At 72.2% G+C, this 24,954-nt stretch carries 26 protein-coding genes and 2 pseudogenes; 12 read left to right on the top strand and 16 right to left on the bottom strand.

The window, feature by feature from the left end; translation table 11 throughout:
* Nucleotides 1–2: 2 nt before the first annotated feature.
* The 5 genes from AMETH_RS28305 to AMETH_RS28285 form a co-directional block, all read right to left on the bottom strand.
* On the bottom strand, nucleotides 3–476 hold the full coding sequence (locus AMETH_RS28305) for a VOC family protein (RefSeq protein WP_017984580.1): 474 nt from the start codon (nucleotides 474–476) through the stop codon (nucleotides 3–5).
* Between the two features lie 279 nt (nucleotides 477–755).
* On the bottom strand, nucleotides 756–1,451 hold the full coding sequence (locus AMETH_RS28300) for a response regulator (protein WP_017984579.1): 696 nt from the start codon (nucleotides 1,449–1,451) through the stop codon (nucleotides 756–758).
* Nucleotides 1,448–2,956, bottom strand: coding sequence for a sensor histidine kinase (locus AMETH_RS28295; protein ID WP_017984578.1), 1,509 nt, complete (start codon nucleotides 2,954–2,956; stop codon nucleotides 1,448–1,450). Before AMETH_RS28295 ends, AMETH_RS28300 begins: the two co-directional genes overlap by 4 nt.
* Before the next feature lie 20 nt (nucleotides 2,957–2,976).
* Complete coding sequence (locus AMETH_RS28290) at nucleotides 2,977–3,354, bottom strand: pyridoxamine 5'-phosphate oxidase family protein (protein ID WP_026153445.1); 378 nt, start codon at nucleotides 3,352–3,354, stop codon at nucleotides 2,977–2,979.
* A gap of 220 nt (nucleotides 3,355–3,574) precedes the next feature.
* A complete protein-coding gene (locus AMETH_RS28285; protein WP_017984576.1) occupies nucleotides 3,575–4,393 on the bottom strand; it encodes an inositol monophosphatase family protein in 819 nt (272 codons plus the stop codon).
* A gap of 57 nt (nucleotides 4,394–4,450) precedes the next feature.
* Here AMETH_RS28285 and AMETH_RS28280 point away from each other — a divergent pair, with 57 nt between their 5' ends.
* Complete coding sequence (locus tag AMETH_RS28280) at nucleotides 4,451–4,954, top strand: FBP domain-containing protein (protein ID WP_026153444.1); 504 nt, start codon at nucleotides 4,451–4,453, stop codon at nucleotides 4,952–4,954.
* Between the two features lie 389 nt (nucleotides 4,955–5,343).
* Here the strand turns inward: AMETH_RS28280 and AMETH_RS28275 are convergent, their stop codons facing one another.
* Nucleotides 5,344–7,935, bottom strand: a complete 2,592-nt coding sequence (locus AMETH_RS28275; RefSeq protein WP_026153443.1) for a bifunctional FO biosynthesis protein CofGH — start codon at nucleotides 7,933–7,935, stop codon at nucleotides 5,344–5,346.
* A 147-nt stretch (nucleotides 7,936–8,082) separates the two neighbouring features.
* On the opposite strand from AMETH_RS28275, the gene AMETH_RS28270 reads away from it, so the two are divergent.
* Entirely contained in the window at nucleotides 8,083–9,678 is a 1,596-nt protein-coding gene (locus AMETH_RS28270) for an IS1634 family transposase (RefSeq protein WP_017984573.1), read from the top strand.
* 43 nt (nucleotides 9,679–9,721) lie between these two features.
* On the opposite strand, the gene AMETH_RS28265 is transcribed toward AMETH_RS28270, so the two are convergent.
* On the bottom strand, nucleotides 9,722–11,323 hold the full coding sequence (locus tag AMETH_RS28265) for a RecQ family ATP-dependent DNA helicase (RefSeq protein ID WP_017984572.1): 1,602 nt from the start codon (nucleotides 11,321–11,323) through the stop codon (nucleotides 9,722–9,724).
* Nucleotides 11,324–11,373: 50 nt separating this feature from the next.
* Between AMETH_RS28265 and AMETH_RS28260 the strand changes: the two genes are divergently transcribed.
* Nucleotides 11,374–11,895, top strand: a complete 522-nt coding sequence (locus tag AMETH_RS28260; protein WP_017984571.1) for an NUDIX hydrolase — start codon at nucleotides 11,374–11,376, stop codon at nucleotides 11,893–11,895.
* A gap of 113 nt (nucleotides 11,896–12,008) precedes the next feature.
* Here the strand turns inward: AMETH_RS28260 and AMETH_RS28255 are convergent, their stop codons facing one another.
* Nucleotides 12,009–12,335, bottom strand: a complete 327-nt coding sequence (locus AMETH_RS28255) for a DUF8129 domain-containing protein (protein ID WP_017984570.1) — start codon at nucleotides 12,333–12,335, stop codon at nucleotides 12,009–12,011.
* A gap of 83 nt (nucleotides 12,336–12,418) precedes the next feature.
* On the opposite strand from AMETH_RS28255, the gene AMETH_RS28250 reads away from it, so the two are divergent.
* On the top strand, nucleotides 12,419–12,823 hold the full coding sequence (locus AMETH_RS28250; protein WP_017984569.1) for a four-helix bundle copper-binding protein: 405 nt from the start codon (nucleotides 12,419–12,421) through the stop codon (nucleotides 12,821–12,823).
* Here the strand turns inward: AMETH_RS28250 and AMETH_RS28245 are convergent.
* From AMETH_RS28245 to AMETH_RS28235, 3 genes are read right to left on the bottom strand one after another with little or no spacing between them, the layout of a single operon-like run.
* Entirely contained in the window at nucleotides 12,815–14,341 is a 1,527-nt protein-coding gene (locus tag AMETH_RS28245; RefSeq protein ID WP_017984568.1) for a glycoside hydrolase family 13 protein, read from the bottom strand. The genes AMETH_RS28250 and AMETH_RS28245 overlap by 9 nt on opposite strands.
* Nucleotides 14,338–14,778: a hypothetical protein gene (locus tag AMETH_RS28240; protein WP_026153442.1), complete on the bottom strand. Its 441-nt coding sequence runs from the start codon at nucleotides 14,776–14,778 to the stop codon at nucleotides 14,338–14,340. Before AMETH_RS28240 ends, AMETH_RS28245 begins: the two co-directional genes overlap by 4 nt.
* A 37-nt stretch (nucleotides 14,779–14,815) precedes the next feature.
* The gene (locus AMETH_RS28235) at nucleotides 14,816–16,021 is read right to left on the bottom strand and encodes a site-2 protease family protein (RefSeq protein WP_017984566.1); all 1,206 of its coding nucleotides are present in this window, start codon (nucleotides 16,019–16,021) and stop codon (nucleotides 14,816–14,818) included.
* 147 nt (nucleotides 16,022–16,168) lie between these two features.
* On the opposite strand from AMETH_RS28235, the gene AMETH_RS28230 reads away from it, so the two are divergent.
* The 3 genes and pseudogenes from AMETH_RS28230 (at nucleotide 16,169) to AMETH_RS41750 (ending at nucleotide 17,685) form a co-directional block, all read left to right on the top strand.
* Nucleotides 16,169–16,558, top strand: coding sequence for a hypothetical protein (locus AMETH_RS28230; protein WP_017984565.1), 390 nt, complete (start codon nucleotides 16,169–16,171; stop codon nucleotides 16,556–16,558).
* Nucleotides 16,559–16,712: 154 nt separating this feature from the next.
* Nucleotides 16,713–17,234 (top strand): annotated as a pseudogene (locus AMETH_RS41755) (erythromycin esterase family protein); the annotation flags it as partial.
* A 46-nt stretch (nucleotides 17,235–17,280) separates the two neighbouring features.
* Complete coding sequence (locus AMETH_RS41750) at nucleotides 17,281–17,685, top strand: erythromycin esterase family protein (protein WP_323806966.1); 405 nt, start codon at nucleotides 17,281–17,283, stop codon at nucleotides 17,683–17,685.
* Nucleotides 17,686–17,921: 236 nt separating this feature from the next.
* Here the strand turns inward: AMETH_RS41750 and AMETH_RS28220 are convergent, their stop codons facing one another.
* The 3 genes from AMETH_RS28220 to AMETH_RS28215 all read right to left on the bottom strand — a co-directional run bounded on the left by AMETH_RS28220 (nucleotide 17,922) and on the right by AMETH_RS28215 (nucleotide 19,671).
* Nucleotides 17,922–18,863 carry a PfkB family carbohydrate kinase gene (locus AMETH_RS28220; protein ID WP_223842959.1) on the bottom strand — a complete coding sequence of 314 codons (942 nt, stop codon included), beginning with the start codon at nucleotides 18,861–18,863 and terminating at the stop codon, nucleotides 17,922–17,924.
* Between the two features lie 90 nt (nucleotides 18,864–18,953).
* On the bottom strand, nucleotides 18,954–19,124 hold the full coding sequence (locus tag AMETH_RS38850; protein WP_017984562.1) for a hypothetical protein: 171 nt from the start codon (nucleotides 19,122–19,124) through the stop codon (nucleotides 18,954–18,956).
* 73 nt (nucleotides 19,125–19,197) lie between these two features.
* Nucleotides 19,198–19,671 carry a hypothetical protein gene (locus AMETH_RS28215; protein ID WP_017984561.1) on the bottom strand — a complete coding sequence of 158 codons (474 nt, stop codon included), beginning with the start codon at nucleotides 19,669–19,671 and terminating at the stop codon, nucleotides 19,198–19,200.
* A gap of 48 nt (nucleotides 19,672–19,719) precedes the next feature.
* On the opposite strand from AMETH_RS28215, the gene AMETH_RS28210 reads away from it, so the two are divergent.
* Entirely contained in the window at nucleotides 19,720–20,313 is a 594-nt protein-coding gene (locus AMETH_RS28210; RefSeq protein WP_017984560.1) for a TetR/AcrR family transcriptional regulator, read from the top strand.
* A 234-nt stretch (nucleotides 20,314–20,547) separates the two neighbouring features.
* Here AMETH_RS28210 and AMETH_RS36130 read toward each other — a convergent pair.
* Nucleotides 20,548–21,327 (bottom strand): annotated as a pseudogene (locus AMETH_RS36130) (FAD-dependent monooxygenase); the annotation flags it as partial.
* Nucleotides 21,328–21,480: 153 nt separating this feature from the next.
* Between AMETH_RS36130 and AMETH_RS28195 the strand changes: the two are divergent.
* From AMETH_RS28195 to AMETH_RS28185, 3 genes are all read left to right on the top strand, one after another.
* On the top strand, nucleotides 21,481–22,506 hold the full coding sequence (locus AMETH_RS28195) for a glycosyltransferase family 4 protein (RefSeq protein ID WP_017984557.1): 1,026 nt from the start codon (nucleotides 21,481–21,483) through the stop codon (nucleotides 22,504–22,506).
* A 170-nt stretch (nucleotides 22,507–22,676) separates the two neighbouring features.
* Nucleotides 22,677–23,162, top strand: coding sequence for a MaoC family dehydratase (locus AMETH_RS28190; RefSeq protein ID WP_017984556.1), 486 nt, complete (start codon nucleotides 22,677–22,679; stop codon nucleotides 23,160–23,162).
* A 60-nt stretch (nucleotides 23,163–23,222) separates the two neighbouring features.
* Complete coding sequence (locus tag AMETH_RS28185) at nucleotides 23,223–23,684, top strand: DUF4383 domain-containing protein (RefSeq protein WP_020486736.1); 462 nt, start codon at nucleotides 23,223–23,225, stop codon at nucleotides 23,682–23,684.
* Here AMETH_RS28185 and AMETH_RS28180 read toward each other — a convergent pair.
* A complete protein-coding gene (locus AMETH_RS28180; protein ID WP_017984554.1) occupies nucleotides 23,681–24,286 on the bottom strand; it encodes a maleylpyruvate isomerase family mycothiol-dependent enzyme in 606 nt (201 codons plus the stop codon). The two genes, AMETH_RS28185 and AMETH_RS28180, sit on opposite strands and share 4 nt — an antisense overlap.
* Before the next feature lie 75 nt (nucleotides 24,287–24,361).
* Here AMETH_RS28180 and AMETH_RS28175 point away from each other — a divergent pair, with 75 nt between their 5' ends.
* Entirely contained in the window at nucleotides 24,362–24,781 is a 420-nt protein-coding gene (locus AMETH_RS28175) for a MarR family winged helix-turn-helix transcriptional regulator (protein WP_017984553.1), read from the top strand.
* The last annotated feature ends 173 nt before the right edge of the window (nucleotides 24,782–24,954 follow it).

The following is a 24,954-nucleotide window of genomic DNA, read 5'->3' as shown; positions in this document are numbered from 1 at the left end:
CGTCAGTCCCGCCCCTGCCAGGTCGTGATGCAGGCTTCGTTCCCCTCGGCGTCGGCCAGTACCCAGAATGCCGGTGCCGCCTCGTCGGAGCGCAGGACGCCCCTGGCGGCGAGCGCGGCTTCGATCTGGCGCGGCGCCTCGTCGTGGGGGACGGACACGTCGATGTGCATCCGGTTACGCTGGGGGCGCGGGGAGTCCATCTGCTGGAACCAGATCGACGGCCCCTGCCCCCGCGGGTCGACCACCTCGGGCGGCCGCGGGCCGTCGACGTAGTCCACCACCGCCCGCCAGAACGGCACGATCCGCGAAGCGGCGAGCGTGTCGATCGCGATTTCCAGCACCTGCGCGTCCCCCGGCGATGGCTCGTAACCCACATCCCGGACCAGCTCGGAGATGCGCCGGGCCACGTCGATCTCCCGCGCGGTCACCGGGGCGAGCACCAGCCGTACGCGACCCGGCCGGATGTCGACCGCCACCTCGCCACCGACAGCACCCGCTGCGCCACAACACCCGCGTCGCGCGCCGACGGCACCGCCACCGCGGTCGACAAACCCGCCAGGACGTACCGCAGCCGGCGTCGCGCACCGCGTCCGAGATCTCCGCCCCAGTGAGCCCCATCCGGCGAAACCTACCCCCACTGTCCACAACAGACAATAGTTGACCGGAGCAGCGGGAGGGGTGGGAGGCCGCTGCTCCGGCCGGTTATCTCAGCTCGCGGCGACCGGCGCGGCCGAGAATCTTCTGTTCTGGCCTCTTCACCTTCGCCGGTCACGTGCGCCGCGAACAGGGTCCAATGGCCCTGTTTGCCGACGGGAAATGTCACGTCGCCGGGTGGCGTACACGGCGGCTTCGGTGCGCCGCTCGAAGCCGAGTTTGTGCAGCACCGACGACACGTAGTTCTTGACCGTCTTCTCGGCCAGGTGCAGCTGCTCGCCGATCTGCCGGTTGGTCAGCCCATCCGCGATCAGCTCCAGCACCCGCCGCTCCTGCGGGCTGAGCTGCGCATACCCCGGATCCACCTCGCCCCCGCCGCGCATCCGGTTCAGCACCGTGGCGGTCAGCTCCGGGTCCAGCAACGACGCGCCCGCCGCCACCCGCCGGACCGCGTCCACCAGGTTCATCCCGGACACCTGTTTCAGCAGATAACCCGCGGCACCAGCCATGATCGCCCCGAACAGGGCCTCGTCGTCCGAGTACGACGTCAGCATGAGGCACGCCGGCGCCGGCTCCACCGACGACCGGATCTCCCGGCACACCCCGATCCCCTCGCCGTCCGGCAGGCGCACGTCGAGGATCGCCACGTCCGGCGTGAGCGGCGGAATCCGGTGCAGGGCCTCGGCGACGGTGCTCGCCTCGCCGACCACCCGGATGTCGCCTTCGGACTCCAGCACGGTCCGCAAACCCGTCCGCACCAGCTCGTGGTCGTCGAGCAGGAAAACCGAGACCGTCATCGCACCCTCTCCGCGCCGTTGAGCTCGGCCGTCCACACGAGCTTCGTCCCGCGCTCACCGCTCCGGGCGACCGAACAGCTGCCGCGCCACCGCGCCGCGCGCTCGTCCAGGTTGACCAGCCCGCTGCGCCGCCCGGGCTCGTCCGGGATTCCGACACCGTCGTCGGTGACGGTCAGCGTCAGCGACCGTCCGGCCAGGTCCACCGCCACCTCCACCGACACCGCGTCCGCCTTGGCGTGGCGGGCGACGTTCGACAACGCTTCCCGCACCGTCGCGGTGAGGTCGGCGCGCGCCGGTGGCGGCACAGCCGAATCGACCGGCCCGGTGAACCCGAGCCGGGGCGTGAACCCCAGCGCGGGCGCGCAGTCCTGCGCCAGCCGCAGCAGCTCCGCGCGCACACCCTCGACGTCCTCGTCGGGCTGGGTCAGCGAGAAGATGCTGTTGCGGATCTCGCGGATGGTGCGGTCCAGCTCCTGCACGAAACCGGTCAGCCGGTTCGCGACCTCCGGCTGCGTCACGAGCGGCCGCAGCCCCTCCAGCCCCAGCCCGGTCGCGAACAGCCGCTGGATGACCAGGTCGTGCAGGTCGCGGGCGATGCGGTCGCGTTCGGTGAACACGGCCAGCCGCTGCCGGTCCTCCTCGGCGCGGGCGAACTCCATCGCCAGCGCCGCGTGCCCGGCGAACGTCCTGGCCAGGGCGACCTCGTCGTCGGTGAACGGCTCGGCGCCGCCGAACTTCGCGACCAGCAGGACGCCGAGGGTCTCCCCGCCGACGATCAACGGCACGGCGACCGCCGAGTCCAGCTCGGTGACCTGCTCCGGCATCTGGATGTTGACCTTGGCCTGCTCCTTGGCGGCGTGGCGGCCGTAGTTGCGCACCACCACCGCTTCACCGGAGCTGAACGCCACACCGCTCGCCGTGCCGTCGACCGGCACCGTCAACCCGGCCAGGCCGGGCGGGGCGCTCTCGCCGGCGGCGACGACCTCGAACACCAGGACGCCGGGGTCGTCCTCGCGCGGGACGGCGACCGCGGCGGCCGTGGCGCCCGCGACCAACCGGGCGTGCTCGGCGATCAGGCGCAGCGTGCGCTGCGGGTCCTCGCCGGTCAGCAGGGCCGCCGTGACCTCGTGCGAAGCCTCCAGCCAGCGCTCCCGGCCGCGCGTCCGCTCGTACAGGGTGGCGTTGTCGATCGCCATGCCGGCCGTGGCGACGAGCGTGACCACGGCTTCCCGGTCGGCGCCGGTGAAGCCGCCCTCCTTGCCGGTGAGCCGCAGCTCGCCGAACCGCCCGCCGCGGGCGTGCAGCGGCATCGTCAGCGACGCGCCGGGCGCGGCCGGATCCCCGGCACGCACGGGCGCGGCGTCCGGCACCTGGATCACGGCGTGCGCGGCGCCGGTGAGGTCGCACGCGCTGGCGACGATCTTGGACAGGATCTCGGGCAAGCTGAGGTCAGCCGCGACCCCGACGACGGCCTCGACAAGTCCGCGAACGCCCGGTCCGATCACCCGCTGCCCTTCCGGCAGCCCTACCCCACGAGCCGCCGACCCGAGACTACTTCCAACGGGATGCGGATCCAACGGTCATCGGCGGTGCTCGCCGGCCACGCCCTGGCGCGTTCCCGGGTGGCCCGCGCCCGGCCGAGCACCGTCACCCACCAGCCGGACCCGAGGTCCGGGGCGAAGGCGTCGGCCTCGAACGCGACCACTCCGTCGTGCGCCGCGGCGAACAGCGGGCTCGCGGCAGGCGCGCCGAAGTTGACGGCGTCGTCCGCCAGCACGAACCGGACCGGCTGGACGGCGGGCAGGCCGCGCGTGGTGAACACGACCCGCCCGATCCCGGCGGTGGCGAGCAGCTCCAGGCACTGCTCCCGCCCCAGCACTTCCAGTCCGAACGGATCGAGCATCGGAGCGACCGATCTTTCGCGCGCGGGGAACGTCACGGCCACCACGATCACCCCGGCCGGTGGTGACCGGTAGGGCCATTGGACCCGGGGCAGCCGGGCATGGTTGTGGCGGCCGGTCGGCGGGGCCGGGCCAGCGGTGGCTGGGCGCGGGTTGCGGCGGGGAGGGTGGAGCCGCGGTGTGGGTTGTTTCGGGGGTGGCCGCGGGGGCGGTGGGGCCGGTCTAGCCGAGGACGATCGCGGCGAGGTCGTCGGCCAGTGCGCGGCTCGCGGCGGCGATCCCGGACCAGCGGCGGGTCAGGTCCGGGTCGATCTCCAGGGGGCGGCCGCGCACGTCGATCACCGCGCCGCCGGCCGCGGGCACCGTCACCATCGCCGTCGCGAGGTCGACCAGCCGGTGGGTGTCCGAGCCGGGGTCGCAGAACGCGTCGACCGAGCCTTCGGCGACCAGTGCGCACTCCAGCACCGTGGTGGACAGGATCCGCACGCGCTGGGCCTTGTCCGCGACGCGCATCCAGGCTTCGGCGTTGCGCTTGTGCGGGCGGAGCAGGTTGACCGTCGCGCCGGTCAGAGCGGTGCGGCCGGTGGTGCGGAACGGGACCGGCTCGCCGGCGCGGGCGTGCCAGGCGCGGCCGGTGTCCAGCCACACGGTGAGCGCCTCGGTCGCCTGGCCGTCGACCGCGACCGTGCCGCCGAAGCAGCTCAGCGGCACCCCGTTGGCGGCGTTGTTGGAGCCGTCGACCGGATCGACGACGAGCGTCACCGCGGAGCCGTTGTCGACGAAACCGACCTCCTCGCTGAGCAGGTTGACGCGGTGCCGGTCCGCCTCCTCGGCGATCGCGGCCTCGACGATCTCGTCCACGCGCATCGTCGGGGTGCCGTCCGCGCCGTCGGCGACCTTCTCGGCCAGCTCCGCGCGGGTGTGCCTGCGGCGGGCGTCCCCGTAGGCGGCGCTGGCGGCGCGAGCCATCGCGGCCAGTGCGGGGTGGACGTTCTCGGGAAGGCCCGGGGCGGGCACCGGCCACGCGATCTTCGTGCTCATCACAGTCGATCCTAAATGACTTGCCCGGTCGTGGCGGTGCGACGGATCATTCCCGCCGTGCAACCCCTTGACGAGAACCGCATCCGCAAGTCGTTCGTGAACTGCTCGAAGGGGGAGGCGCAACGGCTGGCGCTGCCGGCGGGACTGGCCGGGCTCGACTGGTCCGAAGTGGACTTCCTGGGCTGGCGGGACCCGCGTGCGGCGCAGAACGCCTACCTCGTCGCGCCTTACGGGGACGAGGTGGTCGGAGTCGCGTTGCGGGCCGCGGCGAAGCACCGGAGCTCTGTGAAGTCCTCGTTGTGCGCCTTCTGCGGAACGATCCACGCGGCGACGGACGTGTCGCTGTTCGCCGCCCGGCGGATCGGCGCGGCGGGGAAGCAGGGCAACACCGTCGGAACGTACGCGTGCGCCGACCTGGCTTGCGGGCTGTACCTGCGGGGCAAGCGCCGCCCGGCGGTGCACAACCCGGTGGACCGCGCGCCGTTGGCGGAGCGGGTGGAGCGGATGCTGGCCAACGTGGCGCGCTTCCTGGACGAGGTGACGACCAACAACGTCGGCTGACGCGGCGGTTCGGTGCCCGGAGGGGTGAACCGCCGCGGGTGCGGGGAACCACTGCCACAGGTGGGGAACTCGGTGCGCACGGAGGGCCGACTCGGCAGCGGGAGGGGTGGACTCGGCGGCCGGAGCGGCCGACTCGCCGACGCCGGCGCTCGTGAACGCAATAAGGCGCGCGGATGGGTGAATTGGCGAAGGCGGGCTCGGATGGCGAACCGCGCGCCAAGTGGCGAAAACGCCCCCCCGGGGGCGAATGCACGGTCAAGGGCGAACTCGCCGCGCCAGCTGGCAAAACCCGCTCGGCGGCAGGGGTGGACCCTGTGCGGCACGTCGTGGGTGCGGCGGTCGGAGGGGCGCACACTCCGCAGCCCGCGGAGTGTGCGCCCCTCCGCGGCTCAGCTCACGATCGGCAGCGGCAGCGGGCGTCGGACGGCCTGGGTGACTCCGTCGGAGGCGAGCGCGGCCGCTACGCGGTCCGGCGATGGGCGGCCGTACGTCGTCGTCCGCTGGACCAGCGGGCGGTCGATCGGGGCGACCATCGCCTCCAGCTCGCTGATCGTCTTGTACGAGCCGTTGTCCGCGCCCGCCATGCGGCTGATCGTCTCCTCCATCAGCGTGCCGCCGAGGTCGTTGACGCCACCGTTCAGCACGTCCCGGCAGGTGTCCTCACCCAGCTTCACCCACGAGCACTGGATGTTGTCGATCAGGCCGTGCAGCAGGATCCGCGCCAGCGCGTGCACCGCCCGGTTCTCGCGCTTCGTCGGGCCGGGGCGGGACAGCCCGGCCAGGTAGATCGGCGCGTTCTGGTGGATGAACGGCAGCAGCACGAACTCGGTGAACCCGCGCCGCCCCGTCTTCTCGAGCGCTCGCCGCTGCAGGTCGGCGATCAGCTTGATGTGCCCGACCCAGTGGGCGGGCGTGTCGACGTGCCCGTACATCATCGTCGACGTCGTCGGGATGCCCAGCTCGTGCGCCGTGGACACCACCTCGATCCAGCTCGACGCGGGCAGCTTGCCCTTGGTGAGCACCCACCGCACGTCGTCGTCCAGGATCTCCGCCGCCGTGCCCGGCAGTGAGTCCACACCGGACTCGTGCGCGCGCGTCAGCCAGTCCCGGATGGACAGGTTCGTCCTGGACGCGCCGTTCACGACCTCCATCGGGCTGTAGGAGTGCAGGTGGATGTCCGGCTGCCGCCGCTTCACCTCGGCCGCCAGGTCGAAGTACGCCGTGCCGGGCATGTCCGGGTGGATCCCGCCCTGCATGCAGATCTCCGTCGCCCCGGCCTCCCACGCCTGGTCGACCCGGTCGCCGACCTGCGACAGCGACAGGGTGTAGGCGTCGACGTCCGTGCGGCGCTGCGCGAACGCGCAGAACCGGCAGCCGGTGTAGCAGACGTTGGTGAAGTTGATGTTCCGCGTGACCACGAACGTGACGTCGTCGCCGTTGACGTCCCGGCGCAGCCCGTCCGCCAGCGAGGCGAGCGCCTCCAGCTCGGCGCCGTCCGCGTGCAGCAGCGCCAGAGCGTCCTCATCGGACAGACCGGCCGGGTCGCGTTCCGCGCGGCGCAACGCTTCCGCGATGTCGGTGTCCATCCGCTGCGGCGCCGTCGGAACCTGCGAAGCGAGTTCCTTCCAGTCGCCGTACACCGAGTCGAAGTCGCTGCGCCGGTCCTCGGTGCGGCCCGTGGTGTCGACCTCGACGTGCAGGTCGGTGCGGCCGGTGCCGGCCTGGTCCTGCCAGCCGCCGTCCGGCTCCTGCCACGGGCGGCCCTCCACCACGACGTCCTCGCGCGCCAGTCCGGTCTTCGGATCGGCCAGGGCGGCGACGTGACCGGCGATGCGCGGGTCCAGCCACGGCTCGCCGGCGAGCACGTACTCGGGGTAGACCGGCAGCCGCTCACGCAGCGTGTAGCCGGCCTTCTCGGTCTGCCGCCGCAGTTCGTCGATGTGCGGCCACGCCCGCTCCGGGTTGACGTGGTCCGGCGTCACCGGCGACACGCCGCCCCAGTCGTCGATTCCGGCGCGCAGCATCAGGTCGTATTGGCTGCCGATCAGGTTCGGCGGCGCCTGGATGCGCATCTTCGGGCCGAGCACGAGCCGCGCGACGGCGATCGTCGCGGCCAGCTCCTGCAGGTCGGCGTCGGGCGTGGCGCGCATCTTGGTGTCCGGCTTCGCGCGGAAGTTCTGCACGATGACTTCCTGGATGCTGCCGTACTGGCGCGCCACCTTGCGGATCGCGAACAGCGAGTCGGCGCGCTCCTCGTAGTTCTCGCCGATGCCGATCAGGATGCCGGTGGTGAACGGCACCGACGTCCGGCCGGCGTCCTCCAGCACGCGCAGCCGCACGGCCGGGTCCTTGTCCGGCGAGCCGTAGTGCGGGCCGCCGCGCTCGCTCCACAGCCGGGTCGCGGTGGTCTCCAGCATCATGCCCATCGACGCGGCGACCGGCTTGAGCCGCTGCAGGTCCTGCCAGCCCATCACGCCGGGGTTGAGGTGCGGCAGCAGACCGGTCTGCTCCAGCACCAGGATGGCCATCGCGCGCACGTACGACAGCGTGTCGTCGTAGCCGTGCGCGTCGAGCCACTCGCGGGCCTGCTTCCAGCGGTCCTCCGGGCGGTCGCCGAGGGTGAACAGGGCTTCCTTGCAGCCCATCGCCGCGCCCTTGCGCGCGATCTCCAGCACCTCGTCCGGCGACAGGAACGGGGCGTCCAGTTTGCCCGGAACCGTCGCGAACGTGCAGTACCCGCAGCGGTCGCGGCACAGGCGGGTCAGCGGGATGAACACGCTGCCGCTGTAGGTGATGACGCCTTCGCGGCCGGCCAGCGCCAGCCCGGCGTCGCGAATTCGGGAGGCGTGCTCGGACAGCGTTTCGAGGTCTTCGTCGCGCGCGTGCAACAGCACGGTCGCCTCGGTGATGTCGAGGGTCTTGCCGTCGCGGGCACGGGCCAGCGCGCGGCGCATCGCGGAGGCGGTGGGAGCGGATGCCATACCGGAAACGCTAGGACCGGCCCGGCCCGCGGTGCCAGGACCAGACCGCGCAAGATCGGCCACACCGGGCGGCGGGAACCCTGTTTCCGCTGCTCACCACGGCCGTGGTCGTTGCGCCGCGGCCGGTGCGGGCGTATTACCTAAAGTGTGGCTTCGGTGATCGGCAAGCGGGTCGGCGGCAAGACCTACTACTACCTCGCGCACACCGGGCGGGTGAACGGCGCGCCGCGGATCACGTCGCAGCGTTATCTCGGCACGGCGGAGGAGATTGAAGCCGCCATCGCGTCCTCTTCCGGTGCGGCCGGTTCACCCGACGGTACGCGGCACCTGGCGTTCGGTGATGTCGCGGCCGTGTGGTCCACCCTGGAGCGGCTCCAGGTGCGTTCGGCGATCGACGACGTTCTCGGATCGCGCAAGGCGAAAGTGTCGATCGGGACGTACTTCGCGTTGTCGGTGCTGCACCGCGCGACCGCGCCGGGCACGGATCTGGCGCAGTGGTGGGCGGGCAGCGCGGCGAGCCGCTTCGTGCGGCCGCGGATCGCGGCGGCCGCCGTGCAGGACGACGAGTTCTGGCGCGCCACGCGGCGGCTGACGCGGGCGCAGCTGGAGCGGATCGAGGAGGCGGTGTCCGCGCGGGTGCGGGAACACCTGCCCGAGCCGATCCTGCTCGCGGTGGACGTGCCGAACTTCGCGACCTACGCGGAATCGGAAACCGCGGCGGCGTCCCCGGCCGGGTTGAGCACGGTGGTCACACGGGACGGCGCGATCCCGCTGGCGTCGAGCGTGTACCGGCGGGAGGGCGCGGTGCCGTTCGGGGTGTCGGCCGACCGGCTGGCGTCGCGGGTGGCCGGCCCGGTGACGCTGGTGTTCGAGACGGGCCAGCACGCGCAGCTCGACCTCGACGACGGCAGGCACTTCGTCGGCGCGTTGCCGCTGGGCGACTATCCGGAGCTGCTGGCGCGCCCGGCGTCGGCGCGCCGGTCGGTCGGCCCGGACCGCTTCGCCGGGGTGACGGCGCTCGACACGCACGCCGTGGTGTCCGGCACGACCCGGCGGGTGGTGCTCACGCACTCGGCGAAGCTGCACGCGGCGCAGGCGCGCGGGTTCGCGCAGGCGCTGAGCAGCGCGACGCGGCAGCTCGACGGCCTCGCCCTGGCACTGGCGGCGGGCACCAACCGGCGGCCCCGCGAGCAGGTACTGACCGAGATCGCGCGGATCACCCGGGTGCGGTGGGTCGACCGCGTGCTGTCCACGCGGCTGACCGGCACGCGCCCGGCCGAGCTGCGGCTGGAGTGGCGGGTCGACGAGAACGCCCGGTCGCGCCTGGACGAGGAGTACTTCGGCAAGCAGCTGCTGGTGACCGACCACGACTGGCCGGTCGCCGACGTGATCACCGCGTACCGGGCGCGCTACCACCTGGACTCGACGTTCCGGCAGCTCAACGGCCCGTTCGTGGCCGCGTCGGCGCCGCGGCGGCACTGGACCGAGCACCGGATCGCGGTGCACTCGCTGGTGAGCGTGCTGGCGACGGCGGTCACGCACGTGATGCGGCAGGAGGCCGACCGGGCCGGGCTGGACCTGTCGGTGCGTGAACTCCTGGACCTGCTATCGCGCATCGGGGAGACGGTGCTGCGGTACCCGTCGACCGGCGGCCGCCCGCGCACCCGGCGGCTGCTGACCTGCCGGGACGCGGTGCAGCAGAAGCTGTTCGACCTCTTCGGCCTGGACGCCTACGCACCCTGAACGCAGAACTCGCGCCTCGGAGCGTGGACTCGCGGCGCTGATCTCACTCCTCGGTCAGCAGGTGTTTTTCGCGGACCGCGGGCAGCGACAGCGAGCGGTAGCCGGCCTCGTCGAACAACACGGTGACCTTCTCGGCCTCCCGGCGCACGACCTGGCCGGTGCCCCACTCCGCGTGGCGCACCGACGCGCCGGGCTGGAACTCGCCGTCGGACGGGGTCAGCTCGGCCGCCGTGCCCGCGTCGCAGGTGTCGCAGAACCCGCACGGTTCGTTCAGCGTCTCGCCGAAGTAGCCGAGCAGGAACTGGCGACGGCAGGCGGACGTCTCGGCGTACTCGCGCATCACCTCGACGCGGGACCGGTCGAGCTTCTTGCGCTGCTCGGACACCTCCGCGGCGCGCTCGGTCGCCTCCTCTGGGTCGATGCCGGCGTAGCTGAACTTCCCCTGCCCGGTCTCTTCGACCAGGCCGGTCTGCTCCAGCAGGTTCAGGTTGTTCATCGCCCGGCGGTGCGGCTGGTCCACCTCGCCGTCGATCTCCTGCGGGCTGGCCGGGCCGTCCTGCTCCCGCAGGGACTCAGCGAGCTCCGCGATGCCCTCGTCGTCGAAGCGCCGCGCGGTGAGGAACACCTGCAGGCGCAGGTCCTCCGGCCGGTAGAACAGCAGCGCGTCGGCGCGTTCGCCGTCCCGGCCTGCGCGGCCGGTCTGCTGGTAGTACGAGTCGACCGACTCGGGCGCCGACGCGTGCACGACGAACCGCACGTTCGGCTTGTCGATGCCCATGCCGAACGCCGACGTGGCGACGACGACGTCCACCCGGTCGGCGAGGAAGTCCTCGTGCACGCGCTTGCGGTCGGCCGCCTTCATCCCGGCGTGGTAGGACATCGCGCCCAGTTCCTCGGCGTAGCGTTCGCTGTCCTTGCGGGTCGCGGCGTAGACGAGGCCGGGTTTCTCCGCGTCCCGCACCCACTGCAGCAGGGCGGCGCGCTTGTCCTCCTCGCTGGTGGCGCGGTGCACCGCGAGGTGGAGGTTCGGCCGGTCGAACCCGGACACCACGCGCACCGGGTCGCGCAGGCCGAGGTGCTCGACGATGTCGTCCCGCACCGGCCCGCCCGCGGTGGCCGTCAGCGCCAGCACGCGCGGGCGCCCGAGCCGCTCGATGGCGTGCCCGAGCCGGAGGTAGTCCGGGCGGAAGTCGTGGCCCCACGCGGACACGCAGTGCGCCTCGTCGACGACGAACAGGCTCGGCCGGATGTCGTCGAGCCGCTTCAGCACCTCGTCCTTGGCCAGCTGCTCCGGCGCGAGGAACAGGTACTTCGCGTCGCCGCGGGTGACCGCGTCCCAGGCCTTGTTCGTGGTGTGCGCGGGTTGCGTGGAGTTGACCGCGACCGCGTCCGGGGCGTCGCTGTCCTCGATCTGCCCCACCTGGTCCCGCTGCAACGCGGTCAGCGGCGACACGACGAGCGTCGGTCCGTCCATCAGCAGCGCGGGGATCTGGTAGATCGCGGACTTGCCGGAGCCGGTCGGCATGACCGCGAGCACGTCGTGCCCGTCAAGCAGCGCTGCCATCGCGGTGAGCTGGTCGTCGCGCAGCTCCGCCCAGCCGAAGGTGTCGCATGCGGTCCGGCGGAGTTCGTCGTGTCTGGACACCGGCGGGGTGTTCCCGCATCGATGGGGCGGAAACGTCGTAGGCTTCGGGCATGCTGGAGGGGTACACCGCACGGGACGAGACCGAGAACGCCGATGTGGCGCGGATCCGGGAGGTGCTGGCCACCGCGGCGGACCCGTTCGCCCGCGAGATTCCCTTGCACGTCACGGGATCCGCGGTGATCGTGCACCCGGAGAGCCGCCGCGTGCTGCTGCGCTGGCACCAGCGTCAGCAGGCGTGGCTGCAGGTCGGCGGCCACGGCGACCCGGGTGAGACGGACCCGCTGGTGATCGCGCTGCGCGAGGGGCGCGAGGAGACCGGGCTGACCGATCTGCGGCCGTGGCCGACCGGGGACCTGCTGCACGCGGTGGTCGTCCCGGTGCCCGCGAAGGGCGCCGAGCCCGCGCACGAGCACGCGGACCTGCGGTACGTGCTGGCGACCGGGCAGCCGGAAGCGGCGCGGCCGGAGAAGCCGGGCGCGCCGCTGAAGTGGCTTCCGCTCGACGAAGCGATCGGCGCCGTCTCGGAGGACAACCTGCGCGAGACGCTGCGCCGCGTTCAGGAGCGGCTCTAGGTGTGCTGATCCAGAGATGTTGGTGACGGGCTGACACAGGCCACTCACACCAACGTCGCCGCTGAGCGAGCCACGCCGCTACCACCGCGACCGCGGGGGCGGGTGGAGCTGTTCTAGGAACGTCCCCGGTGCGGGGTCTGGTCGGCGACGCCGTGGCGCAGCGGGGTGTTCGGCTCGGCCGCCGTCTGCTGCTTAGCCGGTGAGCCGCCCGCGCGGCCGGTCACCTCGGGGATCTTGGTGTGCTCGCCGTGGGACGGCTCGGCGCCATCGTGGAGCTGGCGCTTGCGCACGCGCATCAGCTCCAGCACCGGCAGCCGGTTGGCGTGCTTCAGTTCGTAGGACATCAGCTGGTCGAGCTGCTCCTCGTCGAGTGACCGGATGCGGTGCTGCAGCGAAGCCAGTGGAAGCTCGTCGTACTCGGGTAGTGGTAGTTCGGACATGTGCCAAGGCCTACCCGGGCGGCGGCCGGGCAAACGGTTGGACGCGGCCCGGCCGGGTATGCGCCGAGGGAGAGGAGGACGTGATGACCAACGCCCTGCGCATGGTGCAGACCCACCCCGCCGACTTGGGCGGCCTCGACCCGGAGGCCATCGCCGCGTGCCTGGAGGAGTGCGTGTCCTGCGCGCAGACCTGCACGGCCTGCGCCGACGCCTGCCTGTCCGAACCGGATCCGGCCCCGATGGTGCGGTGCATCAAGCTCGACCAGGACTGCGCCGCCGTGTGCGCCGCGACCGCCCAGGTGCTGTCCCGCCGCGGCGACCCCGCCGGAATCGTCGCCGAGCTGCTCGCGCTGTGCGAGAAGGCCTGCCGGGCGTGCGCCGAGGAGTGCGAGAAGCACGCCCGGCACCACGAGCACTGCGCGGTGTGCGCGGAGGCCTGCCGCAGCTGTGCGGACGCCTGCCGGCAGTTGCGCCTGCACCTAGGTTGACAGCCACACGGCGGAGTCGGGGGCGAGTTCGTCCGCCGGTTCGGCGCTGGCCAGCAGGATCTTCCGGTGCGGCGGCACCGCGACCGGAGCCGAGCCGAGGTTGACCACGCACACCACGCCCGGCTCGCGCCGGAAGGCCAGCACGTCCGGCGCACTGTCCAACCACGACAGTTCCCCGTCCCCGAGTGCGGGGTGTTCCTTGCGGATCCGCAGCGCGTCCCGGTAGAGGCACAGCACCGAGTCCGGGTCGTCCTCCTGCGCGGCGAGCGTCTTCGCGGCCCAGCGCGCGGGCTGCGGCAGCCACGGCGTGCCGGCTGAGAACCCGAACGGCGGCTCCCAGCCGGACCACGGGAGCGGCACCCGGCACCCGTCGCGACCGCGTTTGGTGTGCCCGGACCGCTCCCACGTCGGGTCCTGCAGCACCTCCTCCGGCAGGTCCTCGACCTCCTCCAGCCCCAGCTCCTCGCCCTGGTAGAGGTACGCGCCGCCGGGCAGCGCGAGCATCAGCAGCAACGCGGCCCGCGCCCGCGGCAGCCCGCCGCCGTACCGGGTGACGTGCCGTTTGACGTCGTGGTTGGACAGCACCCAGGTGGCCGGCGCGCCCACCGTGGCGAGCGCGGTGATGCTGGAGTCGATCACCGACCGCAGCTTCGCCGCGTCCCACGGGCAGCGCAGGAAGTCGAAGTTGAACGCGGTGTGCAGCTCGTCCGGCCGCACGTACCGGGCCAGCCGCCGCGGGCTGTCCACCCAGGCCTCGGCCACGAAGATCCGGTCGTCGCCGTAGTGGCGGACGAGCTCGCGCCAGGACCGGAAGATCTCGTGCACGCCGGGCCGGTCCCAGTGCGGGTGGTCGCTGCGGTCCGGCGGCTCGACCAGGCCCTCGTGGTCCAGGCCGAGGCCGGGCAGCGCCGGGTCCTTGACCATGCCGTGCGCGACGTCGATGCGGAATCCGTCCACCCCGCGGTCGAGCCAGAACCGCAGGACGTCCAGGAACTCCGCGCGCACCTCCGGGTGGTCCCAGTTCAGGTCCGGTTGCGCGCTGTCGAACAGGTGCAGGTACCACTGGCCGTCGTCGACCCGGCTCCACGCGGACCCCCCGAAGACGCTGCGCCAGTCGTTCGGCTCGTCGCGGAACACGTACCGCTCCCGCTCGGGCGAGCCGCGCCCGGCGGTCAGCGCGGCCTGGAACCACGGGTGCCCGTCGCTGGTGTGGTTGGGCACGATGTCGACGATGATCCGCAGGCCGTGCCGGTGCGCCCCGTCGATCAGGGCTTCGGCGTCGGCGAGCGTGCCGAACACCGGGTCGATGTCGCGGTAGTCGGCCACGTCGTAGCCGCCGTCGGCCATCGGCGACGGGTACCACGGGGTGATCCAGAGCGCGTCCACGCCGAGGCCGGACAGGTAGGGGAGTTTCGCGCGGAGGCCGGCCAGGTCCCCGACACCGTCGCCGGTGCCGTCCGCGAAGCTGCGGATGTAGACCTGGTAGATGACGGCGTCCCGCCACCACTGGCGGGTCACGTCTGCGGCAGGTCGTGGGCCCAGGACACCAGGTGGATCAGCGCGTCGATCTGCCCGCACGGATCCGGGTCCCCCGCGATGAACTCCAGCTGTGCCGCCAGCCCCGCGCTGTCCTGGTTGAGCTCGGCGAGCACGGCGCGCAGGACGGCCCGCAGCGCCGGCTGGAGGTCGTCGATCGGCACGGCCTCGTCGGTCTCGTCGGACAGCGTGATGGTGAACAGGTCCGCGCCCTCCGGTGCCGCGCGGGCCCGCACCTCGCCGGCGATCACCGCGACCAGCTCCGCGCACAGCGGCCGGAGCAGGCCGGCGTCCGGCGCGTCGGCGCCGATCACCCTGGGTAGCACGCGGGACACGGATTCCAGGTCGTGCCGGTCGAGGCCGTCCACGAGCTGATCGGCCAGGCGCCGCACGTCTCGCTGGGTGTTTTCGTGGCTCATCGGAAGCGAGGATTCCCCTGCCCGGAGGTGCCGAAACTCACGGCCAGCGCTGGGCGGCCGGACGGCCCAGCGGCGGGCTGGACGGGCTGCGCGCGACCGCGACGTCCGCGCCGCCGTGCCAGTCCACGCCGAGACCGCGCAGCGTCACGGCGCGGCTGATGTCGGACGGCGACACGATCCCGACGAGCCGGTCGGCGTCGAACACGAGCGCCCGCCCGTCCGCGCACCCGGACATCCTCGGCAGCAAAGCCAGCAGTGGCTCGTCCGGGGTGGCGCGCGGGATTTCCGTTGGCGGGCAAGCGATTTCCCCGAGCAGGGTGTTCGGGCGCTGCTCCGGCGGAACGGCCCGCATGCGGGTCAGCGTGACCAGCCCGGCGAACCGGCCGACCGGGTCGACGAGCGGGTAGGCCGAATGCTGGCGCAGCATGGCGTTGTCCCGCAGGAAGGCCGCCACGGTGGTGGCGGCGGGCGCGGTCGCCGGGCGCATGGTCATCACGTCCCGCACCCGCATCGCGGCGAGGCTGGTGCCGAGTTCGGCGTCGCGTTCCTCGGCCAGCGCCAGGTTGACGATGAACAGGCCGACCAGCAACGGCCACACGCCGAGCCCGATCGGCCCGCGGAGCAGGGTCACCACGCCGAGCGCGCAGACGGCGAAGCCGAGGACGCGGGCGCCGCGGGCGCTGCCGAGCGTGGCGCGGTGCCGGTCGTGCCACGCGGCCCACAGGATCGACCGCAGCACGCGGCACCCGTCCAGCGGCGCGACCGGGATCAGGTTGAACACACCCAGCACGAGGTTCAGCACCGCGAGGTAGCCGAGCACCGCGCCGGACAGCGAATCGCCCATCGGCGACGTCATCCAGGTGGCGAAGCCGAAGATCGCCGCCAGCAGCAGGCTCATCAGCGGCCCGGCGAACGCGACGCGGAACTCCACGCCGGGCGACCGCGGTTCGCCGCGCAGCCGTGTGACACCGCCGAGCAGCCACAGCGTCACCTCGCGGACCTCGAGGCCGGATCGCCGCGCGACGAGTGCGTGCGGGAGTTCGTGGGCGCACAGCGACACCACGAACAGCGCGGCGGTGATCAGGCTCGCCACGATATAGGCGAACACCCCCTGCACCGGCGCGAGCGGCGCCCACTGGGTGAACGGCAGTGCCACGACCAGCACCCCGGCCATCGCGAAGACGCTCCAATGCAGACCCACCCGGATGCCTTCGAACCGGCCCAGCCACACGGTCGTCGCCATCGCCCACTCCCCTCTCGCGCGAAAGTCCCCGTGCACATCTACCCGCGTTGATCCTCCGTTGAACGTTTTGCCCGGCACGGTTTGGTTTCGGGGCGGAAGGGGAAAGCTGAACCAGTACGACCGGCGTCAGACAGGGGACCGGCGAAGATGGACGTGTCACGGAACAGCGAGGTGGCGGCCAGCTGCGGCGGGCTGGCGGAACAGGCCCAGCTGGCGACGCGCGGGTTGTACCACCGCGCCTCCGGGGTCGGCGGCGAAACCGGCATCGACGGCGCCGCGGAGATCTACCAGGTGCTCGGATCGCTCAAGTTGCTCTCCCAGAACGTCGCCCGCAGCCTGCCCGAACTGGGCACGTGGCTGGAACGGCAGCTGTGGTTGGGGAACCTGGACGTGCCGGGTGACCAGGGCAGGTACGAAACGCTGATCACGTCGGTCTTCGACGCCACGGCCGCGCTGGCCAGGGCGCAGGAGGTCACGGTGCGGCTGTGCCAGGAGCTCGCCACCGCGCAGGCCGCCGCCAAGGAGCTATCGTATTGACCCCGCGCGAGGACGCCATCGGGCTGCGCCGGCTGGAGGACCTCGACCCGCTGATCAACCGCATCGGTGACGCGCGTTTCGTGCTGCTGGGCGAGGCCTCGCACGGCACGGCCGACTTCTACCGGTGGCGGGCGGGCGCGGTGATCCGGAGGCGATGCTGTCCGGTTTCGACCGGTGGCCGCGCTGGATGTGGGCCAACGACGACGTGGTGGAATTCGCCAGGTGGCTGACGGCGTACAACGCGGCGCGGTGCGGCGACCGCCCGGTGGGTTTCCATGGTCTGGACGTCTACAGCCTGTGGGATTCGCTGCGGGAGATCGTGGGGTACCTGCGCGAGCACCAGCCGGGCGAGGTGGCGACGGCGCTTTCCGCGATGCGCTGCTTCGAGCCGTTCGCCGAGAACCCGCACGACTACGCATACTCGACGCGGCTCGTGCCGGAAAACTGCGAAAGCGAGGTGCTGCGGCTGCTCGCCTCGCTGCGGGGTACCGCCGATGTGTCCGGTTTGGACGCCGGTTCGGTGGCGCGGCAGAACGCCGAGGTGCTCGCCGTGGCGGAGCGCTACTACCGGACGATGGTTCGCGGCGACGTCGAATCGTGGAACGTGCGGGACGAGCACAAGACCGACACGCTCGACCGGCTGCTGGAGACGTACGGCCCGTCGGCGAAGGCCGTGGTGTGGGCGCACAACACGCACATCGGCGACGCGCGGGCGACGGACAATGGCCGCGGCCGGAATGCTGAACGTGGGGCCGCTGGTGCGGGAACGCCACCCCGGCGAGTCGTTCACGGTGGGTTTCGGCACGCACCGGGGCACCGTGATGGCCGGTTCGCGGTGGGGCGCGCCGCCGGAGGGCATGCCGGTGCCGCCCGCACGGGAGGACAGCCTGGAGTCGCTGCTGCACTCGACCGTCCCCGACACCGATTCGCTGTTCCCGCTCGATGAGGCCGGTGAGTGGGTCTCGCAGGTACGGGGACACCGGGCGATCGGCGTCGTGTACGACCCGCGGTTGGAGTGGCGGGGGGAATTACGTGCCGACGATGCTTTCGCGACGGTACGACGCGTTCTTGTTCTGCGATTTCTCCAGCGCCGTGGTGCCTTTGCACGCCCCGGTGGGGTTTCTTGAGATTCCTGTCCGCAAGCCGGCAACGAAAAGCGACCACCCCACGAGCCACCCCCTCCCGAGTGCCTAGGGCTCCCGCGGCGCCGGCAATTCAGGCAAGGGAGTGTGCGCCCGGCAGTTGGTGCACACCAGCAGGGTCGCCAGCGGCTCATCCGCCTCGTTGACGAGCTTGGCGATGCGCAGGGCGGAGTAACCGCATTCTTCGCACGGCACGGGTGGCGCCGCGCGATTCGGGGCTATCAGTATCCGGGTTGCCGGTCTGGGCTGGCTGAGGGGCATGACTGCTTCCGCGACTCGAGGATGCCGGGGGTCAGCCGGGGTCGGCCCCCGGCGTGTTCGGTTGTGCTCGCCGCTGCCTCGACCGCCGCTCGTGCTGCGGTGCGCAGGTCCTGTCCGCGCGACAACGCGCAGGTCAGGGTCGCGACCAGGGCATCTCCCGCGCCGGTGGTGTCGACGACGTGCGCGTCGCCGTGCGGGAGGAACTCGTAGCCGGCCCGGCTGACGAACACGTTGCCGTGGCCGGCCACCTCAAGTACTGCCAAGTCGAGCCCGTGCGCGAGCAGCATAACCCCCGCTTTGACCCCTTCGGCCACATTCTCGACGGGCTGTCGGGTGAGAATTTCCGCTTCCCTGGCGTCGGCGCGGAGGACATCGGCGCACGCCAGCAGGTCCTTGGCCGCGGGCACGCCGTCCAGCACCACCCGGGCGCCGGCTTCGCGGGCGAGCCGGGCCGCGGCCATCGCTGCCTGGGCGGGTTGCTGCAATTGGATGATCACCGACGACGCCTCCCGGAGCAGTGCGGCCGAGGAGAGCACGTCGTGTTCCGCCACCTGGACGTCTTCGGGGATGTCCTCCAGGTAACGCCACTGGCCGTGGTCGTCGACGACGTTCACGATGAGCGCCGACCGGGCGTGCTCCCGCACCACGCAGTGCGAGACGTCGATGCCGTCGGCGGCGGCGTGGGTCAGCAGGTCGTGCCCGGCGCGGTCGTCGCCGACCACCGCGAGCAACGCGACCGGCACACCGAGCTGGGCGACGCCGACAGCCTGGTTCGCGCCCTTGCCGCCGAGCACCTCGTCGCGGCAGCGCACCGCAGCCGACGTCCCGGCCTCCGGGGCGTCACCCACGCGCAGGACGAGGTCACGGGCGATCTGCCCGACCACGACCACCTCTGGTGTCACGGCCGGAGCAGTACCCGATACCGATTCGCACTAATCAACCCGAACGGGCGGCACCGTTCGCGACGCGCATGACCTGCGCTTTCCCGCCCGTCAGGGGGCGACGGGGACCTCGCCGGTGAGAGCGCCTTCCAGCGGCTGCGTCGCCTGTTCGTCTTCGGGTCGCGCGTGCCGGCCGCGGGCGGCGTGCCTGGCTTCGGTGACGAGGGCCGGACCGCCCCACTTCAGGTCCGTCCCCGCGTCGTCGATGCGGTGCCTGCCCATGCTTCCTCCCCGATCGAGCGCTGAGCCGGGATACCCCCTGGCCGTTCCGCATACACCTCCCCCTCGCGGGTGGTCAGCGGCGGCGTTTCCGCGCGGTGGCGGCGAAGGTCGCGGCGGTGACGAAGCCGTACGCGACGTGCGGGACCACGTCGCTGGCCCACTCGGCGAAGCTCCAGCGGCGCGGGTCGGTGATGCGCAGAACGGTCATCGGCCCGTTGGCGGCGACCAGCGCGGCGCCGGTCGCCGCGACGCCGCCGGTGACCGTGCCCGGCCGCCAGCCCGCGCCGTGCGCAGCCCCGTAAGCGGCGCCGACCGCGGTCCCGGTGAGCAGCCCGAGCAGCGCGCCGATGCCACTCTCCCGTGCCTGTTTCTGCTGCTCGTCGCCGGCGATGTCGACGCCGACGAGGTGCGCGATCTTCTCGACCGTCTGCTCTGGGGTCGAGCTCGCCGGCCGCCCGCGGACGGCCATGTCGACGTAGGTCACGGCGTTCAGCGCGGTGGCCCCGGCCGCCCCGGCGGCGGCGCCCCGCAGGATCGAAGACAGCATTCCGGGCGGATGCCCGGCCGCCGGGAGGGCAACCTCTAGGATCGGGACATGTCCCGGCGGACGACCTTCACCGAGCGTGCCCGCCGGGAGCAGATCATCGAGTGCACCATCGACCTGATCTCGACCAAGGGCTACCGCGGCACGTCGCTGTCCGCGATCGCCGAGGCGGCCGGGATCTCCAAGGCCGCGGTGCTGTACCACTTCTCGTCGAAGGAGAACCTCGCCCAGGCGGCGCTGGAGCAGGTGTTCGAGCAGTTCGGCGACTACGTGCGGGCCCGGGTCGACCGCCAGCCCGACGCCAGGTCCGCGATCACCGCGTACGTGCGGGCCATGATCAGCTACCAGTCGGCGCACCGGCGGCACGTCCGGCTCATCACCGAGGTGCTGCTCGACGACGCGAACGGGACGAAGCTCAAGGCGCCTGGCTCGCACGACGCCGGCGGCCGCTGGCAGGGGCTGGCCGCCCTGCTGGCGGACGGCCAGCGCGCCGGGGAGCTGCGCGAGTTCGACACCACGACGGTCGCGCTGGCCATCGGCGGCGCGATCGACGGGGTGGTGTCGCACTGGCTCGCGCACCCGGAACTGGACCTGGACGCGGCCGCCGACGAGGTGGAGCGCTTCGTGCTGGCGGCGATCACCTAACGCCGCGCGAAGGCCGGCGTGTGTTCCGGCCGGACGCCGATCCCGCCGAGGTAGGCCGCGACCACCGCGAGGAGCGGGGAACCGCTGCACCGCACGCAGCGGGGGCGGCACGCGGGTCAGGGTGCCCTCGAGCGCCGGCTTCAGCAGCATCTCGTGCTCGCCCAGCTGCGTCCGCTGCGCCACCCGCGTCGGCCACTCGCGTCGCTTTTGGACCTTCGCCAGATCCTGTGTGGACACCCGGCCCGCGGACAGCGGGCCGGCGAGGATCCGGGCGGCCGCGACGGCGTCCTGCACCGCCAGGTTCACGCCCACCCCGCCGACCGGTGACATGGTGTGCGCGGCGTCGCCGAGGCACAGCAAACAGCAAACCGTCCACATGCCACTGCGGCGGCCTGCCCATCGAGGTTTCCAGCAGCTTGACGTCGTCCCACGACCGGATCTCGTCGAGCACCTCACCGTCCCAGCCGAACAGTTCCGCGAGCCGCCCGCGGAACCCGTCGAGGCCGCGGGCGCGGGAATCCGCACCTGCCACACGTCCATCGGCAGCGGGAACTCGTCGGGGCGCAACCCGGCGGCCTGCCGCACCACCGAATCCCGCCCGTCGCAGGCGACCACCAGGTCCGCGGACAGTTCACCCTCGCCGTCGGAGTCCCGGTAGGTCACCCCGGTCACACGGCCGTCCGTCCTCCGCAGACCGGTCACCTCGGTGCCCATGCGCAGGTCCAGCGGCTCGGCGGCGGCCAGCAGGTCGAGGAAGTCCCACTGCGGGATCATCCTGATGTGCTTGTGCCGTCCGGGCAGACGGCCGACGTTCGCCGCCACCACCGTTTCCCCGGCAACCCGCATCCGCATCGCGGTCAGCTCGGGGCCAGGCAGCCGGCCCAGGCCCAGCTCGTCCAGAAGGCGCAGAGTGGACGGATGAACGGTGTCCCCGCGGAAGTCACGCAGGAAGTCACGGTGCTTCTCCAGCACGGCCACCTTGACTCCGGCCCTGGCCAGCAGGACGCTGAGCATCACCCCGGCCGGACCCCCGCCTACGACGCAGCACGTCACGTGTTCAATGCGGACGACACCTACCGGTCGGTCAGGGGTCTGACCGACCGGTAGGTGTCGGGTGATCGCGGAACGGGTAGCTGTGTCCGGTATGCCGACTACGTGAGGTGGCCGATGGAACGCCTGAACGTGGCGCTGGTGGTGGACAACGAGGCGTTCGGCGGCGCGGAGGTCTACGTCCGGCGGCTGCTGCGGTGTCTGCCGTCGTGGGTCGCGCCGAGCCTCGTCGTGGGCGAGCCGCTCGCCGGCGCGTTCCCGGAGCGCGTGCCGAAGCAGATCGTGGCGTCGGCGGTGCGGAGCGTGTGGGCCCCGCAGATCGAGAACGCGCTGCGAGCGCTTTCGCCAGACGTCGTGCACGTCAACCTGGCCGACGCCGGTGCGAACCTGGCCGCCGCGCAGGCCGCGGAGTCGGTGGCGCCGACCGTGGCGACGCTGCACCGGATCGGCGGCGCGCCGCAGTCGAGCGCGGTATGGGACTGCTACCGGCGGCTGGCCGGTGGGCTGGCGCCGTCGCGGATCGTCGAGGCGAGGTTGCGGGATCTGGGCACGCCGGCCGAGCGGGTGACGCGCATCCGGCCGGGTGTGGACATCCCGGCCGAGCCGGTCGAGCCGTCGGACCGGACGCCGGTCGTGATCGGCGCGATCGGCGGGGCGACCGGCCCGGACCTGCTGACCGCCGTGGCCGCGCTGCGGCGGCGGGGGCGCGCGGTGCGGGTGCTGGTCGCCGGCGACGGGCGGGACCTGGCGGAGCGGGCGCGCGGTCTGCCGGTGCGGTTGCTCGGGCGGCTGCGGGACGTGAGCGCTTTCCTGCGCGGTCTCGACGTGTTCTGCCTGCCGTCGCGGCGGGACACGTTGTCGCTGGCGGTGCTGGAGGCGATGGCGCACGGGGTGCCGTGCGTGACGACCGCGGTCGGGGAGGTGGTGGACGAACTGGCGGGCGCGGCGATGATCGTCCCGCCCGGCGACGGGCCGGCACTGGCCGCGGCGCTGGACCGGGTGAGCACGGACGTCGCGCTGCGCCGCAAACTCGCCCACGCCGCCCGCGAGAAAGCCGAGCAGGATTTCGACGTGCGACGCATGGCGGCTGAGACGGCGGATGCTCTGGCCGCGGCACACAACCTGAGCGGCTCGGTGCGCTGATCGGCGGCGTCGGGGCACTGCCCACTCCGGGGGTTGGCTCGCTGCGCGAAGGGGCGAGCCGCCGTCGTAGTGGCGAAGGCGCCGCCCGCGGCGGCCAACGTGCCACCACCGCCGCCGGGGCGGCGGGCGCGCGTCGAGGTGTGTGGCGGGGCCCGTGCGATGCTGGCGCCATGACGATGACCCTCAGCGAGGCGGACTTCGCCGCGCCGATCGACCAGCGCTTCTTCGAGGACTACGAGCCGGGCGCGGTCTACGAGTACGGGCACCTCTCGGTCACCGAGAAGGAGATCCTGGACTTCGCCGCCCAGTTCGACCCACAGCCGATCCACACCCAGCCGGAGGGGGCGAGCACCGGCCCGTTCGGCGGGCTCATCGCCAGCGGCTGGCACACGACGGGCCTCATGATGCGCCTGTTCGCGGACCACTACCTCTCCCGCAACGCCAGCCTCGCCTCGCCGGGAGTGGACGAGCTGCGCTGGCCCGCGCCGGTCCGGCCGGGTGACTCGCTGCGGCTGCGTGCCACGGTCGTGTCGGCGCGGGCATCCCGCTCCAAGCCGGACCGCGGTCTCGTCCACACCCGTGGCGAGCTGCTCAACCAGGACGACCAGGTCGTGCTGAGCCTCGTCGCGATGAATCTCGTCGGCCGCCGTCCCTGAACGGGTTTCGCCACGCTCGGCGGGGCTATCCGGGGGCCAATCCGTCCCTGAGGAGTAGTCATGACCGGGAGTTTCGCAACCGCGACCAGGGTCCGCAGGCCCGTGCAGACCGCGGCCACCATCGTCGCCGCCGTGTTCCTGCTCGTCGGGATCCTCGGGTTCATCCCGGGGATCACCACGAACTACGGCGACCTCACCTTCGCCGGCCACCACTCCGGCGCGATGTTGCTCGGGGTCTTCGCGGTGTCCATCCCGCACAACATCGTGCACCTGCTGTTCGGCATCGTGGGTCTCGCGCTGGCCCGCACCCCGGTCGGCGCCCGCGGGTTCCTCGTGCTGGGTGGCTTCGTCTACCTGCTGCTGTGGGTCTATGGACTGGTCATCGACCAGGGCAGCGGCGCCAACTTCGTGCCTGTGAACAACGCCGACAACTGGCTGCACCTCGGCCTTGGCGTCGGCATGATCGCCGTGGGCTGGGGTCTCACCGGCGTGGAGCGCGCGCGAGAGAACCGCACGGTCTAGATCCCGGTCAGCTGGGGGATGGTCGCGGTGCGGCCGGCCAGCAGCATGACCAGGGCCTGGATCGGGCCGCGGACCTCCGTGCCCTCGCCAGCGTGCCAGTCGGCGTCCGTCGCGATCAGACGGTGACCGGCCAGGCGTTTGCGGGCGTGGAACGGGAAGCCGATCTCCCACAGGTGGTTCGCGGACGCGACCGCTGCCTCTGTCGGCATCGGCAGCTGCCTGCCGAGCGGCATCGCGATGTCCTGCGCGTGGACGTGCACGTCCATCAACGCGTTGTCGAGACTCTGCCGCGGCGCGAGACGGCGCACGCCGACCGCCGTGCGGAGCAGTTCCACGACCTCCGGTGGTGAGCGCCGGGCCGACTCCCGTTTGGTCAGGTCGTAGACCATGCGGTTGAAGTTCCCGCGCGCCCGCAGCGCCGCCTTGAGGACGGTGCCGAACCCGACGTGCGGCGCCAGCGCGAGGTGCGTCGCGACGTCGTGGACCGTCCAGCCGTCGCACAGCGACGGGTACGTCCGCTCGACGTCGGTGAGGGTCTCGTAGAGGTCGGCGATCCGCGTGCGTTCCGCGTCGATCGCCAGCCACTTGTCGTTCTGTTCCATGGGAACCTCGCCCGAAAGTGGTAAGATATTCTGACTAGTTTAGGCAAGTCCTCTGACTATCGTCAAGGAGCGGGCGTGAACACCGGACTGCTGCTCTACATCCCGTACCGGCACCTGGAGAACCGGGTGATGGACGCGATCCGCGCCGCCGGGTTCGAGGTGACGCTCGCGCAGGCGCGGCTGCTGCAGCGGATCAACCCGGGCGGCAGCAGGCTGACCGAGCTGGCCGAGGCGGCGCAGGTGACGAAGCAGACCGCCGGGTTCCTGGTCGACCAGCTGGAGAAGGCCGGCTACGTGCAGCGGGTGCCGGACCCGCGGGACGGCCGCGCGCGCCTGATCCACGCCACGGACAAAGCCCGCGAGGCGGCGCCCATCGCGGAAGCGGAGATCGCCCGCATCGAGGCGGAGTGGGAGCAGCACGTGGGCAAACGCCGGATGACGCAGCTGCGGGCGACGCTGAAGAAGCTTTGTGAGATCACGGATCCCTACCGCTGAGGCGGCGCTGTTACGAGGAGCTCTGCGGCGGCGGCGGGCTGCTGGTGCGCGCCGTGGCCGGGCGGGGGCGGCGTGCGGGATGGCGCAGTTGCGGGCGACGCTGAAGAAACTCCCTACCGCTGAGGCGGCGCTGCCAAGAGAAACGAGGCGGCGGCGGCCGGCCGCGGACTTGC

Origin of the sequence: Amycolatopsis methanolica 239 (assembly GCF_000739085.1) — a bacterium.
In the GTDB taxonomy this organism is placed as follows: domain Bacteria; phylum Actinomycetota; class Actinomycetes; order Mycobacteriales; family Pseudonocardiaceae; genus Amycolatopsis_E; species Amycolatopsis_E methanolica.
The sequence above is the reverse complement of the archived record's forward strand: the minus strand, read 5'-3'. Positions and strand labels throughout refer to the sequence as shown.

Excerpts from the sequence above, each read along its gene's own strand:
- AMETH_RS28300 (WP_017984579.1), bottom strand. The coding sequence starts at position 1,451 with ATGACGGTCTCGGTTTTCCTGCTCGACGACCACGAGCTGGTGCGGACG.
- AMETH_RS28290 (WP_026153445.1), bottom strand. The coding sequence starts at position 3,354 with ATGCTCGATCCGTTCGGACTGGAAGTGCTGGGGCGGGAGCAGTGCCTG.
- AMETH_RS28285 (WP_017984576.1), bottom strand. The coding sequence starts at position 4,393 with ATGAGCACGAAGATCGCGTGGCCGGTGCCCGCCCCGGGCCTTCCCGAG.
- AMETH_RS28275 (WP_026153443.1), bottom strand. The coding sequence starts at position 7,935 with ATGGCATCCGCTCCCACCGCCTCCGCGATGCGCCGCGCGCTGGCCCGT.
- AMETH_RS28260 (WP_017984571.1), top strand. The coding sequence starts at position 11,374 with ATGCTGGAGGGGTACACCGCACGGGACGAGACCGAGAACGCCGATGTG.
- AMETH_RS28255 (WP_017984570.1), bottom strand. The coding sequence starts at position 12,335 with ATGTCCGAACTACCACTACCCGAGTACGACGAGCTTCCACTGGCTTCG.
- AMETH_RS28250 (WP_017984569.1), top strand. The coding sequence starts at position 12,419 with ATGACCAACGCCCTGCGCATGGTGCAGACCCACCCCGCCGACTTGGGC.
- AMETH_RS28240 (WP_026153442.1), bottom strand. The coding sequence starts at position 14,778 with ATGAGCCACGAAAACACCCAGCGAGACGTGCGGCGCCTGGCCGATCAG.
- AMETH_RS28235 (WP_017984566.1), bottom strand. The coding sequence starts at position 16,021 with ATGGCGACGACCGTGTGGCTGGGCCGGTTCGAAGGCATCCGGGTGGGT.
- AMETH_RS28230 (WP_017984565.1), top strand. The coding sequence starts at position 16,169 with ATGGACGTGTCACGGAACAGCGAGGTGGCGGCCAGCTGCGGCGGGCTG.
- AMETH_RS41750 (WP_323806966.1), top strand. The coding sequence starts at position 17,281 with ATGGCCGCGGCCGGAATGCTGAACGTGGGGCCGCTGGTGCGGGAACGC.
- AMETH_RS38850 (WP_017984562.1), bottom strand. The coding sequence starts at position 19,124 with ATGGGCAGGCACCGCATCGACGACGCGGGGACGGACCTGAAGTGGGGC.
- AMETH_RS28215 (WP_017984561.1), bottom strand. The coding sequence starts at position 19,671 with ATGCTGTCTTCGATCCTGCGGGGCGCCGCCGCCGGGGCGGCCGGGGCC.
- AMETH_RS28210 (WP_017984560.1), top strand. The coding sequence starts at position 19,720 with ATGTCCCGGCGGACGACCTTCACCGAGCGTGCCCGCCGGGAGCAGATC.
- AMETH_RS28195 (WP_017984557.1), top strand. The coding sequence starts at position 21,481 with ATGGAACGCCTGAACGTGGCGCTGGTGGTGGACAACGAGGCGTTCGGC.
- AMETH_RS28190 (WP_017984556.1), top strand. The coding sequence starts at position 22,677 with ATGACGATGACCCTCAGCGAGGCGGACTTCGCCGCGCCGATCGACCAG.
- AMETH_RS28185 (WP_020486736.1), top strand. The coding sequence starts at position 23,223 with ATGACCGGGAGTTTCGCAACCGCGACCAGGGTCCGCAGGCCCGTGCAG.
- AMETH_RS28180 (WP_017984554.1), bottom strand. The coding sequence starts at position 24,286 with ATGGAACAGAACGACAAGTGGCTGGCGATCGACGCGGAACGCACGCGG.